The sequence below is a fragment of the Burkholderia sp. KBS0801 genome (assembly GCF_005937855.2).
GTDB lineage: Bacteria > Pseudomonadota > Gammaproteobacteria > Burkholderiales > Burkholderiaceae > Burkholderia > Burkholderia ambifaria.
Genome location: NZ_CP042178.1, coordinates 1291806 through 1304725, shown reverse-complemented (window position 1 = coordinate 1304725; position 12920 = coordinate 1291806). Strand labels below are relative to the sequence as shown.

At 67.3% G+C, this 12920-nt stretch carries 13 protein-coding genes; 3 read left to right on the top strand and 10 right to left on the bottom strand.

Features of this window, described 5'->3' with window-relative positions:
- From FFI87_RS22760 to FFI87_RS22735, 6 genes are all read right to left on the bottom strand, one after another.
- Positions 1-1395, bottom strand: coding sequence for a DUF1800 family protein (locus FFI87_RS22760; protein WP_138848933.1), 1395 nt, complete (start codon positions 1393-1395; stop codon positions 1-3).
- Between the two features lie 205 nt (positions 1396-1600).
- Positions 1601-2446 (bottom strand): GNAT family N-acetyltransferase, encoded by an 846-nt coding sequence (locus tag FFI87_RS22755; protein WP_041490048.1) that lies wholly within the window; start codon positions 2444-2446, stop codon positions 1601-1603.
- A gap of 231 nt (positions 2447-2677) precedes the next feature.
- On the bottom strand, positions 2678-3178 hold the full coding sequence (locus tag FFI87_RS22750) for a periplasmic heavy metal sensor (protein WP_138848934.1): 501 nt from the start codon (positions 3176-3178) through the stop codon (positions 2678-2680).
- Positions 3175-3594 (bottom strand): hypothetical protein, encoded by a 420-nt coding sequence (locus FFI87_RS22745; protein ID WP_012366150.1) that lies wholly within the window; start codon positions 3592-3594, stop codon positions 3175-3177. The genes FFI87_RS22750 and FFI87_RS22745 overlap by 4 nt, the downstream gene beginning before the upstream one ends.
- A complete protein-coding gene (locus FFI87_RS22740) occupies positions 3591-4343 on the bottom strand; it encodes an RNA polymerase sigma factor (protein ID WP_138848935.1) in 753 nt (250 codons plus the stop codon). The genes FFI87_RS22745 and FFI87_RS22740 overlap by 4 nt, the downstream gene beginning before the upstream one ends.
- A gap of 217 nt (positions 4344-4560) precedes the next feature.
- Positions 4561-4860 carry a YXWGXW repeat-containing protein gene (locus tag FFI87_RS22735; protein WP_012366152.1) on the bottom strand — a complete coding sequence of 100 codons (300 nt, stop codon included), beginning with the start codon at positions 4858-4860 and terminating at the stop codon, positions 4561-4563.
- 316 nt (positions 4861-5176) lie between these two features.
- Between FFI87_RS22735 and FFI87_RS22730 the strand changes: the two genes are divergently transcribed.
- Positions 5177-6862 (top strand): purple acid phosphatase family protein, encoded by a 1686-nt coding sequence (locus FFI87_RS22730; protein WP_138848936.1) that lies wholly within the window; start codon positions 5177-5179, stop codon positions 6860-6862.
- A 113-nt stretch (positions 6863-6975) separates the two neighbouring features.
- Here FFI87_RS22730 and FFI87_RS22725 read toward each other — a convergent pair whose 3' ends face one another.
- Together FFI87_RS22725 and FFI87_RS22720 are read right to left on the bottom strand one after the other, a co-directional pair.
- Positions 6976-7608, bottom strand: a complete 633-nt coding sequence (locus FFI87_RS22725; protein ID WP_138850194.1) for a LysE family translocator — start codon at positions 7606-7608, stop codon at positions 6976-6978.
- Positions 7609-7719: 111 nt separating this feature from the next.
- Positions 7720-8634, bottom strand: a complete 915-nt coding sequence (locus FFI87_RS22720) for a LysR family transcriptional regulator (RefSeq protein ID WP_138848937.1) — start codon at positions 8632-8634, stop codon at positions 7720-7722.
- 99 nt (positions 8635-8733) lie between these two features.
- On the opposite strand from FFI87_RS22720, the gene FFI87_RS22715 reads away from it, so the two are divergent.
- Both FFI87_RS22715 and FFI87_RS22710 read left to right on the top strand, forming a co-directional pair.
- Positions 8734-8991 carry a hypothetical protein gene (locus FFI87_RS22715; protein WP_006478949.1) on the top strand — a complete coding sequence of 86 codons (258 nt, stop codon included), beginning with the start codon at positions 8734-8736 and terminating at the stop codon, positions 8989-8991.
- Positions 8992-9269: 278 nt separating this feature from the next.
- Positions 9270-9569: a DUF4148 domain-containing protein gene (locus FFI87_RS22710; protein WP_138848938.1), complete on the top strand. Its 300-nt coding sequence runs from the start codon at positions 9270-9272 to the stop codon at positions 9567-9569.
- 101 nt (positions 9570-9670) lie between these two features.
- Here the strand turns inward: FFI87_RS22710 and FFI87_RS22705 are convergent, their stop codons facing one another.
- On the bottom strand, positions 9671-11455 hold the full coding sequence (locus FFI87_RS22705) for a sensor domain-containing diguanylate cyclase (RefSeq protein ID WP_138848939.1): 1785 nt from the start codon (positions 11453-11455) through the stop codon (positions 9671-9673).
- The gene (locus FFI87_RS22700; protein ID WP_138848940.1) at positions 11452-12576 is read right to left on the bottom strand and encodes an extracellular solute-binding protein; all 1125 of its coding nucleotides are present in this window, start codon (positions 12574-12576) and stop codon (positions 11452-11454) included. The genes FFI87_RS22705 and FFI87_RS22700 overlap by 4 nt, the downstream gene beginning before the upstream one ends.
- Between the last annotated feature and the right edge of the window lie 344 nt (positions 12577-12920).

Below are 12920 nucleotides of genomic sequence, written 5' to 3'. Positions count from 1 at the left end.
TCATCTCCGTTGGAAATCGGGTGACACGAGCAGCAGCGCGAGCGACGTGGTCGCGCTTTCGGCACGCGACAGCGCAGTCGCCGTCGGCTCGCTCAGTGAGCCGGCCAACAGCGTGTTGCCGAGCGTGCGTGGATCGAGCCGATCGCCCGTGCGTGCGGCGAGCCGCTGCGCGATCTCCACGCGTCGCACCAGCGCGTCGGGCGCGGCCCAGCTCGCGGCCAGGTCGTCGTAGCCGGCCGGCGACCCGGGCCGCCACACCGGCTGGCCGAGTTGCGCGAGCAGCGGCGCGGCCTTCAGGTCGCCCGCGTCGCGCCAGCCAAGCCCGCGCAGCGACGACACGGCCCACTCCCACGGCGTCTTGAACTTGCGATTGACCGGCGACCATGCGTCCGGCGCATCGACGAGCGCGCGGTAAACGGTCGGCAAATCGCCACCGCTCGTCTCGAATGCGCGGGCGAGCCGGTCGGTGAGCGCGGGCGGCGGGTTGTCGGCGACGAAATGGCGCGCGAGCTGGAACGCGACATGCCGGCCCGTTGCCGGCGAACGTGCGAGGTCGCTCAGAATCGCGCGCGCCTGCGCTTCGCCCGGCTGGTCGTAGGTGCGGCCCATTACCGTGCGCGCGCCCGGTTCGTGCAGCTTCGGGCGAAACACGAACGCGCCGGGCGCCGCATCGCCGGGCTGCGGCCCGCGTCCGCCGGCGATGCTCCAGCCGGTCAGCGCACGCGCGAATTCCGTCACGTCCGCTTGCGTATAGCCGGTCCGTACGCCGAGCGTATGCAGCTCCATGATCTCGCGCGCGAGGTTCTCGTTGAGACCGAGCCGCGCCGCCGGATCACGGGTTTCGGCGCGCATCGCGGCCGGACTGTCGGGGCCGACCGAGCGTGCCTGGTCGAGGAACAGCTGCATCGCGGGATGCTGCTCGACGGCGACGAGCATGTCCTCGAAGCGGCCGAGCACGTGTGGGCGGATCGCGTCGCGCTCGAATGCGCCCGCGTACGCGGCGACCTGCCCCTTGTCGACGGACACCGCGAAATGGTTCGCCCAGAAATGCACGAGTCGCTCGACGAACGGTGCGGGCGTGGTGAGCGCGCTGTTCAGCCGCGCGGCGACCGCACTGCGATACGCGTCGTAGCCGTCGCGACGGATCGACTGCGCGGTCGCGCGCTTGGCTGCCGCGTCGTCGCTCGTCATCGCGTTGCGGGCGTTCGCGAAGCGCGTCGCGAGCGTGACCGCGTCCGGTTCAGCGGCCCATGCGGCCGGCCGCGCGTCGTAACGGTCGAATTGAGCGATGAGCGCCGCCTTCGGATCCGCAGGCGGCGCTTCGTCGGCCCGCGCGCCGAGACCGAAGCGGTTCAGCGCGATGGCAGCCGGTGAGATGTCGTTCGGATGATCCATGACGGGGGTTCTCGCAATGCGTACCCGTGTTTAACGGACGCCGGCGGGAAATCCGTCGCGGAGATGTGAGAAATATTTTTTGGGGTGTCAGCGCGTGCGTCTTGCGATTGGTTTTCAAACGCCGGCGGGCAGTCGGGTCGTCGCGCGCTGGATTTTTGTCATGGATGGCGAAACGGCTGCCCTGCCGTGCGCACGTTCGCGGCTATCACCCCAACTCGAACGACGTCACGCCGAACACGCGATCGATCGCAATCGCGGGCACTTCTTTCGTATACATCCGCGCGGTCTCGAATACGCTCGACATGCCGTGCCGTTCCGCCAGCGCAACGGCCGCAGGATTCGTTTCAGGCACGTCGAGCGTGATTACCTCGTCGGGCATCCGCGCCGCCAGCGCACGAAACAGCCCCGTGGCGATCCCGGCATCATCGGCAAAGAGCGGGCCGATCTTGCAGCCCACCTTGCAGCGGCGTATGACACCGTAGCCGGCGACACGGCCGCCATCGATCGTTGCGAGCGCAACGGCATCCGGTTGAGTAGTCCAGGCCGAGACGAAACGCTCGCGCGCTGCGGGGAAACACCGGCGATCGTAGGCAAGCAACTGCTCGAACGGTACATCGGCCGCTGCCGCCACATGCGCGCACCCGATGCCGTCGACGCGCCCCTGATAGCGGATGTTGCGATACGCGAGCCGGAACCCGGACTTCGCGTAGCTCGCCTGCCGGGCAACGACACCGTCGAGACCGATGTTACGGTCTCCAAGGTAACGCACGCCGTGCTGCCAGATGCGCAAACCGAAGCCTTGACCGCGAAACGCGGGCTTCACGATGTAGAGACCGATGAAGCTGAAGCGCTCGTCATAGGCGACAGCGGCCAGGCACGCGACCGGCTCGCCACGACAGACGCCAACGAAAAAACCGGCCGGGTCCGCCTCCCTGAAACAATGCGGGTCGTGCAAGCCGGGGTTCCACCCTTCTGCAGCCGCCCATTCGACCGACATGGCCACCTCGTCGGCCGACATGGTGCGCACGATAAAGTCTTCACCTCGATTCATGGTTCGCCCCTGTCGCGGCCCTCGAGCTTGCCGCATCGCGTTGCGGTGGATATGTCGGGGAGGCACCGGCAGGCCGACGGAACAGGCTATGCAAACCCGGCCCGAAACCAAGACGGGCCGGCGAAATCGGTCGCCCCGGAATTCGCATGTCCTCGGACCGCTGCTACCGATCGGATCATCATAATCCCGCAGACGGGTATCTCGTAGAGCGTCGTCACGCAACGCCGCTCACTACCCTCCCACCGCCCCCTCCTTCTTCTGCAACCTCGCCGGCAGCCGCCAGTTCCCACTCCGCCGCAATCCGTCGACGAACTTCGCACGTTCATCCGGCGTCAACGTCGCCGCGAAATCGACCACGCTGCGCTCGACCTGCCCGCGCAACGCACTGTCCGCTGCTCGCGTACGATCGAGCGCCGCATCGATTGCCGGACGATCGAGCTGCGGCGCGGCCAGCAAATCCAGCACCGTGATCCGCCCATCGCGCCCTTCCCGCGCGAAATCGCGACCGTCCTTGCGCGCCACCTTCAGCGCCGCGGCGAACTGCTGCCGACGCGCATCAGACAACTGGTCAGCGGCGAACCGCAGCGCCGTCCGTTGACCAGGCATCCCGGCCGCATGCAGATCGCGATGCGTCGAGAACCACTGATACACGCCGCCGCCAATCGCGCCGAGCATGAACACGTTCAGCACGACGGACGCGACGAGAATGAATTTCCAGCCGCGTTCGGTCATTCGTCGCCTCCGTCGATGCTCGGGCCGCCGAAGGTCGTCGTCAGATAGCCCGGTTCGTGTTGCGCGATCGGCGCGCTACCGAGCATCAGCATCGACACGGCCACCGCGCCCGCCAGCGCGCCGGCCAGCCCGACGCCCGCGAACGCCGCCCCCGACCACCACACTTTTCCTCGTCGCCGCGCACGTTGCGGCGCGGGCGCCGACGCGACGATGCGTTCGACGAGCGTCGGCGCGGGCGGCGCGACCGTATCCTGCATGAGCCACGCATCGAGCTCGGCGGCATCGTCGAGCGCCGCCAGCGCGTCGCGCGGATGCGCTTGCGCCCACGCTTCGGCCGCCGCGCGTTCGTCTTGCGGCCAGCGCCGCGCATCCGAGCCGTACGCGGCGACGATGGTACGGAATCGTTCGGGTGTCATCGCTTGTCCTCGCTAGGTGGGTCGCCGGCCAGTTGCGCGCGCAGGTTGCGCCTCGCGCGCGCGAGCAGGCTTTCCAGCGCATCGACGGTGATGCCCATCAGGTTGGCCGCCTCTACATTCGACATGTCCTGATAGTACTGGAGCACGAGCGCTTCCCGCTGCCGGGGCGGCAACGCGGCGAGCGCCTGGCGCACGCGCGCATCGCGCGAGCGCAACTCCGCTTGCGCGGCCGGCTCGGGTTGCGTGTCGGGCACGTCGGGCAGCGTGTCGACCGGCTCCTCGCGCCGTCCACGCAAGCGGTCGTAGCACAGGTTCAGCACGACGCGATGCAGCCACGTGTCGAAGCGCGCTTCACCGTCCCGCCAGCGCGGCGCTTGATTCCAGATCCGCAGGAAGGTTTCCTGCGCAACGTCTTCGGCTTCGGTCCGGTCGCCGAGCATGCGCGTCGCGAGCGCAAGCAATCGCGGCAGCTTGCGGGCGACGAGCACGCGCACGGCCGACGCGTCGCGCGCGCCGACCCGCGCGACGAGTTCCGCGTCCGGATCGGCATCGCTCAACGCAGGCCGCTCCGCAACGTGCCGTGCGAACGCCGCATGCTGCAGGCGGGTATCCCCGCCGTCCGGCTGAAGCTCATCGTCGTGCTCTCCTTGCATGCGTCGCGCCGGCACCGGACGGCGCCAGGACGACGCGTCGGCTACGCGCCCGAGATCGGCCCGGGCGGTTTCGTCGACATCCGGTTCGAACGGCATATCGATCCTGTCGATCGCCCGCCGGCCGGCGCGATCAATATACGACGACCGGCGCGGGCCGGTAATACACCGGACGCGCCGGCACCACGACACAGCCGGCCAGCACGATGGCCGCTGCTGCCAGGATCACGAGAGTTCGAAAAGGCATGGCTCGACGGATGAGGTTACGTGGAAGTCCCGCCACACGGGCGCTGCGCGCCGCGCGGCACGCTGCGCATCACGCCCAGTGACCGGGCACCCAGCGCCAGTTCGGGCCACGCGCGACCCAATGCCCGGGCACCCAGTGATAACCGGCGCGCACCCCTTGCCAGTGCCCGGGAATCCACACGTAGCGGCCATGCCGCCAGTGCCAGTGGCCCTGATCCCACACGTAGCCCGCGCGCGGCGCCGGCATCACTTCGACGCGCGGCGGCGGCGGTGCGACCGGCGCGACGATGACGGCCTGGGCGAATACGGCGGACGTCGCCAGCGCGGCTGCACATCCCGCAGCAAACCGTAATGAAATGGAAAGTTTCATGCAAGACTCCGAAGCGTCGTGTATCGACCGTTCATGCCCGGAAGCGGCCGTTCATGCGTTAAACGACGCATCCGGCAAAATCCGTCGCGACACCGGCAAATAAATTTCCGCCGCGCCGGCAACAAACGAAACGAATGCCGCGCACCGCTCGACGCATCGGTCCGTGCGGTGATTAGCGCCTGTCACAACCCGGCAAAACTGCGCTTCGACAATGCGTGTCACCGGGATCCCGCTCGTTTCCGGCCCACGCCCCCGACGCGCTCGCGCACGACCGGGCGGTTCCGCACTTCGCGTGTCATTCATCGAAAATACGATCATGTCGAACCAGGACAACTTCCCCGCCGAGTCGAACGAGCCGGCCGCTTCCGTATCGCGTCGCGGCTTCCTGAAACTGGCCGGCGTCTCCGGCCTCGCCACCGCCGCGGGCGGGCTCGCGGCCGCCCGTGCCGCCGCGTCGAACCCTGACGGCACACCCGAGCAGGTGCACCTGACGTGGGGCAACGACCCGGCGTCCGAAGTCGTGATCACGTGGGCGTCGCTCGCGCCGGCCGTCAATCCGCGCGCGCGCATCGTCGCCGACGGCGAGCCGGCACGCACGGTGCATGGTGTTCAGCGCCTCTACACCGACGGCCTGAATGGCGAAACCGTGTTCACGTATCACGCCCGCGTGCATGGCTTGAAGCCGAACACGCGCTACCGCTACGAACTCACGGCCGACAACGACAGCAACGCCGCGCAGCCGTTTGCCGCAACCTTCACGACCGCGCCGCGCGGCCGCGCGCCGTTTCGCTTCACGAGCTACGGCGATCTCGCGACGCCGAACGGCGCGTGGGTGCTGTCGTCGCCGCAAAGCCGCTTCGCGGTGCAGGCCGTCGAGCAGTTCCAGCCGCTGTTCCACCTGCTCAACGGCGACCTCTGCTATGCGAACCTGAACCCCGCGCACCAGCCGGAGGTGTGGCGCGACTTCGGCAACAACAACCAGACGTCGGCCGCGAATCGCCCGTGGATGCCGTGCCCCGGCAATCACGAGATCGAATTCCACAACGGCCCGCAGGGGCTCGACTCGTATCTCGCGCGCTATACGCTGCCCGAGAACGGCACGCGCTTTCCGGGCCGCTGGTACAGCTTCCGCGTGAGCTCGGTGCTGTTCATCTCGCTCGACGCGGACGATGTCGTGTACCAGGACGCGGCCGCCTTCGTCGGCGGCCCCGACCCGCTGGTGCCGGCAGCGAGCACCGGCCACGCGCCGATCGAACCGGGCACGTCGTTCTACGTGCGCGGCTACAGCAACGGCGAGCAGACGCGCTGGCTCGAACATACGCTGCGGCACGCGTCGCACGACGACGACATCGACTGGATCGTCGTGCAGATGCACCAGGACGCGCTGAGTTCGTCGAAAACGGGCAATGGCTCGGACAAGGGCATCCGCGAGGCGTGGCTGCCGCTGTTCGACCGTTACGGCGTCGACCTCGTGCTGTGCGGTCACGATCACGACTACGAGCGCAGCTACCCGGTGCGCGGCTGCAATCACCGCGCGGGCGTCGATGCGTCGACCGGCGAAGTCGTCGAGACGCTGCAGCCGCGTCCGGTCGGATCGACGGATCCCGACCGCACGACGTTCGATACGAGCCACGGCACGATCCACCTGATCCTTGGCGGCGGTGGCACCAGCGCGCCGCTCGACGTGTACGGCGCGAACCCGGCGACCGGCTATGTGCAGGCCAAGGTCTTCACGAAGCCGAACCGGCCGGTGCCGGGCACGACGGCGAACACGTTCGTGCGCAAGCCGGCCGATGCGCTTGAGGATGCGATCTGGTCCGCGCGCCGCGATACGGGCACGGGCTACGGGATCGCCGTGTTCGATCACGATCCGGGCAAGCCGGGCGGCCACACGACCATCACGATGCGCTACTACCACGCGCCGGGCGCGGATCAGCATCCGAGCGCGCAGTACGAGTTGTTCGAGACGATCGAGCTGAGCAAGAAGCGCGGTGAGCACTGATGCGACTGCCGGCCGCCGCGCGTCATGGCGCGGCGGCCGGCGGAAAGTTCGACCCTGCGGGCAACGCGCTATCCACTTGCCCGGTCCCCATCCACCGCAAGGCGCCCCGCGATCTAGCTTCGCGACTCGAGCGCGATGCGCACGGCCAGCCCAGCCAGCACGGTCCCCATCAACCAGCGCTGCCCCCGTGCCCAGCCCGGCCGATCGGCAAGGAACCCCGCGATCGAGCCGGCCATGCTCGCGATCAGCGCATTGACGCAGACGCTGACCGCGATCTGCACGCAGCCGAGTGCCAGCGATTGCACGAGCACACTGCCGTGCCCCGGCGAAATGAACTGCGGCAGCAGCGACAGATACATCACCGCGATCTTCGGGTTCGCGAGGTTGGTGACGAAGCCCATCGTGAAGAGCCTCGCGTCGCTGTCGTGCGGCAATTGCCGGACCTGAAACGCCGAGCGGCCGCCCGGCTTGAGCGCCTGCCACGCGAGATAGGCCAGGTACAGCGCGCCGCAGAAACGCAGTGCGTCATACGCGTACGGCACGGTCAGCACCAGCGCGGTGATGCCGAATGCCGCGCAGAACATGTAGAACACGAACCCCAGTGCCACGCCGCCGAGCGACACCAACCCCGCGCGGCGCCCCTGGCAGATCGACCGGGAAATCAGGTAGATCATGTTCGGGCCGGGCGTCAGGACCATGCCGAGCGACACGAGTCCGAAAGCAATCAGGGTGGGCAAGGCCGGCACGGTGGTCTCCTGCGACGCAATGAATTCAGGGCGGGTGTCAGCAATGTATTGCATGTCGATGGCTATCGGCATGAATAAACTGCAAGCCGCGCATGAGCGCGCTTCATCGCGTCATTGCCCGCCGATGCGCTGGCTGCCCTTTTTCGTCCGTGCCTGAATCGCCTTTCCCGCCTTCGCGCGTTGCGCGTCGACCAGCTTCACGAATGCGTCGGCGACCGCATTGCCGGTCGCGTTCCACGACAGCCGCACTTTACGTTGCAGCCTGGGCGACAGCTCCAGCACCCGGCCGCCGAACCGTGTATAGGTGAGCGTGATGCGCGGGACGATCGACACGCCCATTCCCGCCTCGGCCATCGACAGGATGGTCCGCATCTCGACCACGTTGAACGCCGCGCGAAGCGACGCACCGTTGCGCTCGAAGTAATCGGCGATGACCGGCCCGCACCCGGCCTTCGAGAAAATGAACGGCATCGCGGACAACAGTTTCGCCGACACGCGCTTGCGGCCGTCGAACATGCCGTCCGCCGCCACCGCGACGAAATCCTCGTCGAGCAGCGGCAGATTGTGCGCGAAGGTCTTCGCGCCGGCGACCACGCCGATGTCGGCGGTGCCGTCCTCGAGCCACCCTTCGACTTCCGCGTCCGTGCCTTCGAGCAGCACCGCCGTCACGCCCTCGTGCGCCGCTTTCAACGCCTCGAGCGCGGGGACGACGAACGCGAGCGATACGCTCGGCAGCGACGCGACGACCAGCCGCCCTTCGAGCTTGCCGCGCGCGAGGCCGAATTGCTGGCGCAATGTCTGCGCTTCCCGGACGACGTTCTGCACATACGGCCACAGACGTTCGCCGGCGGCGGTCAGGACGACCGGCTGGCGGTCGCGCAACAGCAGCTTGACCTCGGTGAGGTCCTCCAGCTCGGTCAACGCGTGACTGATCGCCGACTGGCTGCGACTGAGCCGGTCGGCCGCGGCCGTGAGCGAGCCGAGTTCGACCACGGCCGCCAGGGCCTGCAATTGCGCGAGCGTCATCGCGCCTCCTTGTTTCGGGTCATGTATTTTTCACATGATAGGGTGGCGCGCCCGCTCCCGCGCTCAGCCGCGATCCGCAAGACGCGTTAGACTGTTCGAATGGAACAATGCCGTTATTGCCAGAGAATCCGCGATGAATGGGATTGCCACGGGGACGAATGCCGCCGGGCGATCGCGAAGGCACTGCGCCGGCAGCGCGCGGGCCTGCCGATGGTGCCCGATCGCATCCGCAACGAGCTGCCGTCCGGCGCGCCGACCCAGCAGGTAATCGCGGTCCTGTCGCGCCAGCGCCTGCGCGCGCGTCGCGGCAACGAGGAACGCCGCGAGCGCAAGGAAATCGACGACGACGGCGTCTGATTCTGCAACGCCTTCGTCCTTCCCTCTTCTGGCGCCATGCCGCCAGGCGTTCGCGCCCGCCCGACAGAACGCTTCCCCATCTTGTACACCGACTCGTTTTGCAATTCCTGCAACCTGGAATAGGGACGGAACGAATTTCTCCCGCAATTATTGCCGCGCTCGCAAGGATCTTTCGCTATAACCCGCGTTTACCGTCGATCATCCGAAGCCTACGATGTAATCAATCGCTTAAGACATTGTGTCGACAGCGAAGTCAGTAGAGAACATTGGAGGTCATCATGAAATCGCTCGTTTCCGCAGTCGTTGCCGCTGTCGCCCTGTCCGCTTCGTTCGGCGCATTCGCTCAAAGCACCGTCACCCGCGCACAAGTGCGCGACGAACTCGTCCAGCTCGAAAAGGCCGGCTACAAGCCGAGCCAGTCGAGCCCGCACTACCCGAACGACCTCCTGGCAGCCGAAGCACGTGTCCGCGCCGCCGACGGCAGCGGCTACGGCGCGCAAGCGGCCCCGGCCGTCCAGGGCGGCGCACCGGCAGTCAAGCCGCAGAACGCGCGCGACTCGGTCTACTTCGGCCACTAACCCCGCCGCTGCGCGCATCGCGCGCCGTCCGCGCAAGCTGCAACGAGCCCGTCCCGCGACGGGCTCGACGCGTTTGTGCCGCCCCAACGGCAGGCCTGCCGTCAACGGCTGCCACCCGCTGCCATGCGGCCGGCCGCATCTGCATCGACGCCACCGCCGCCGCCACCCAGCAGCTCCTGATAACGCACGCACGCGCACTGCGCGGACGCCTTCGCCGCATACATCGCCGCGTCGGCCTTCACCAGCAGTTCCTCGGCGGACGCGCCGTCGGCCGGATATTCGCTGACGCCAATGCTCGCCCCCACGGCCAGCAGCCGGTCGCCGAACTCCAGTTCCTCGGCCATCACGATCTGGATACGCGACGCGATATCGCCGATCACCGCCGACGCTCGCACGTCCGACAGCAGCACGATGAATTCGTCGCCGCCGAGCCGCGCGGCCATGTCGCCGCTGCGCAGCACCTGGCTCAGCCGTTTCGCGACCGCGACGAGCGTGCGATCGCCGGCCGCATGTCCATGCTGGTCATTGATCTGCTTGAAGCGATCGAGATCGACGAACATCACCGCCAGCCCCTCGCCCACCGCGGCCGCATGCCGGATCGCGGCATCGAGATGCTCCATGAACAACAGGCGGTTCGGCAGACCGGTCAGCGGATCGTGACCGGCGAGGTGCGTGAGCTCCAGCTGCTTCGCGCGCAGCATCGCGACTTGCGTGCGGATTTCGACGCGCATGCTGTCGAAACAGCGCGCCAGCACGCCGATCTCGTCGGCCCGTGCAACGGGCAGCCGTTCGGCGGCCGGATCGTCGAATACGTGGGTGGCCGCGCGCGCGAGCATCTGCAACGGCCGCGTGATCGCGCGCGCGAACAGGATCGCGAGAATCACCGCCGCCACGCTCAGCAACAGCACCATCCGGATGATCCGTTCGCCGAGAATCGCGGCCGGGGCCAGCACGTCCGTGAGCGGACGCGCCATGCCGAGCACGACGAAGCGGTTGCCCTCGCTGTTGCCGAACGGCGTGCGCACGAACGCGAACATCTGGCCCGGCGCATCGTCGGGCTGCGTGAGACCGTCGAGCGTCACGTTCGTGCGCGTGCCGACGAACAGCAGCCGCGTGGCGGGAAAGCTGTCCTGCATCAGCACGCGCCGCCCGCGATCGAAGCCGAACGTCTGCGACGGATCGGGATGCACGATGAAATCGCCCCACTCGTTCGCGAGATACACCGCGTAGTCTTGCGGCAGATCGCGCTCGAGCCGGTCGAACACGCGCGACAGTTCGATGTCGACGACCAGCGCGCCGACGACCTGGCCGGCCGTGTCGACGACCGGCGTGCCCACGCGCAGGATCGGCAACCCTTCGGCCGCATGCGAACCGGTCTCGTGATTGATTTCGATCGGCGACAGGTAGATATGACCGGGCGCCGTCGCGAGCGTATCGATCACGTAGGAAAACTGCCCTTTCTCCTGGAATGCATTCTCCGGCAGCACGACGATGCCGCGCGCGTCGCGATCAACGCGGATCCGTTCGAGCCCGTAGTCGCCGCGTGCGATCAACCGGATCTGCAGGTACTCGGGGTGATTTCTCATGAAGCTGCGATACACCTGCTCGAGCCGCGTGCGCGGCGCGCGATCGGCGCTGTCGCCGCCGGCGACGAGCGCCGACGACGGCAACTGCGCGAGCACGAGCGCATCGTCGGCCACGTCGGACAGCGCGGTCGTGAAGCGCTGTCCCAGCAAGTGCGTCGACATCAGCAGGCTGTGCTGCGCTTCCTGCACGAGCATCGTCCGGTTCGCGCGGTACGTGTAGTAGCCGGTGGTGCCGGACGCGATCACGCCGATGCACGCGAACAGCACCGACAGCTTCGACGTGAGCCCGAGCCTGATCATTTTTCGAACCACTCCGGCCGGTCGCCCGACACGATGCGGCTCCACAGCGACTCGCGCCGCGCGATGTCCTCGACCGGCTGGAGCCACACGAGGTGCTGGTGGCCGGTCTGTAGACTGGCTGGCGGCGCGAGCGTATTCGCGAGCCCCTGGCGCTCGGTCAGCAGCGCGCCGATCACCGGTTCGAGCATGTAATTGATCCATGCGAACGCGAGCTCGCGATGCTCGGCGCCACGCGTGACGCCCCAGCAGTCGAGCCACGCGAGCGCGCCTTCGTCCGGAATCACGTAGCCCACATCCGCGCCGGCGCGACGCAGTTGCTCGACCTGCTGCGTGCCGTAGTTGCCGAACATCAGCGCCGCGCGATGCCGGATGAACAGCGCGGTCGCTTCTTCGGGAAGCGTGTAATACGTGAGCAGGTTGCGTCGCAGGTCGATCAGCTTGTGCGCGACGGCAAGCGTCTGCGCGGGCGACAGGTGAAACGGATCGGCATAGCCGAGCGCGAGCGCGGTGAACGAAAAATTATGCTGCGCGCTGTTGAAGTCGAGCACCTTGCCGCGGTAGCGCGGGTTCCAGAGCTCGAGCATCGAGCGCGGCGGCGCCGGCACCTGCTTGCGATCGTAGATCAGCCCCATCGACGAATACGTGAACGGAATCGCGTAGGTCGAGCCGTTGCGCACGAGCCCGCCGATCGTCGCGAGCTGCTGGAAATTCGGCAGTTGCCGCCGGCGGTTCGGGATCTGCGACAGGTCGATCGGTGTAAGCAGGTCTTCGCGCGCGTAGCGCTGGATCTCGGCCGTGTTGGCCGCGAGCACGTCGTACGGCGGCGGCGATGCGCTGTGCATCCGCGTCCACAACGCTTCGTCGGAATCGACGAACGTCACTTCGACGCGTACATGAAAGTGCGTCTCAAATGCATTGACGACATCGCTGTCCGCATAGCCGGGCCACGCGAGCACACGCAGCACGTTGTCGCCGACAGTTTCGGGAGACGCGGCACACGCAGGCAGGCCCGGCAGGCCCAGTGTCAAGACGACAAACAACCCGCACACGGCACGGCGCGCACGCCGGTGCGCGCCGATTCCCCTGACCAATCGGTCCCCGTCCGAATTCCCCGTATGCATTCGACTTTCCTTTTTTCGAGTCGATGCGCGATCGTGCAACAAGACCATAAAAAATATAGCCGCGCAATTGGAAGAAGCCGCACGCATACGGTGTCCGCGCAGCCGAAACGGCATACGTGCGTTCGTTCGATTGCGTGTCGTCGCACGCAAACGATCCCGTGTCGGCGAATGAAGAATGATCAGGAGAAAGTCGTTACACGATGTCGGCGGTTGCAGTTGCAGTTGCAACGAGGGCGGCACACGGCATGTACTGCGCACGCATTCCGTGCAGTCGATGCGGGTGTCCTCGCGCGAGTATGTTGATCGCCCCGACCACATCGTCGTGGGTCATCGGCACGCCCGCA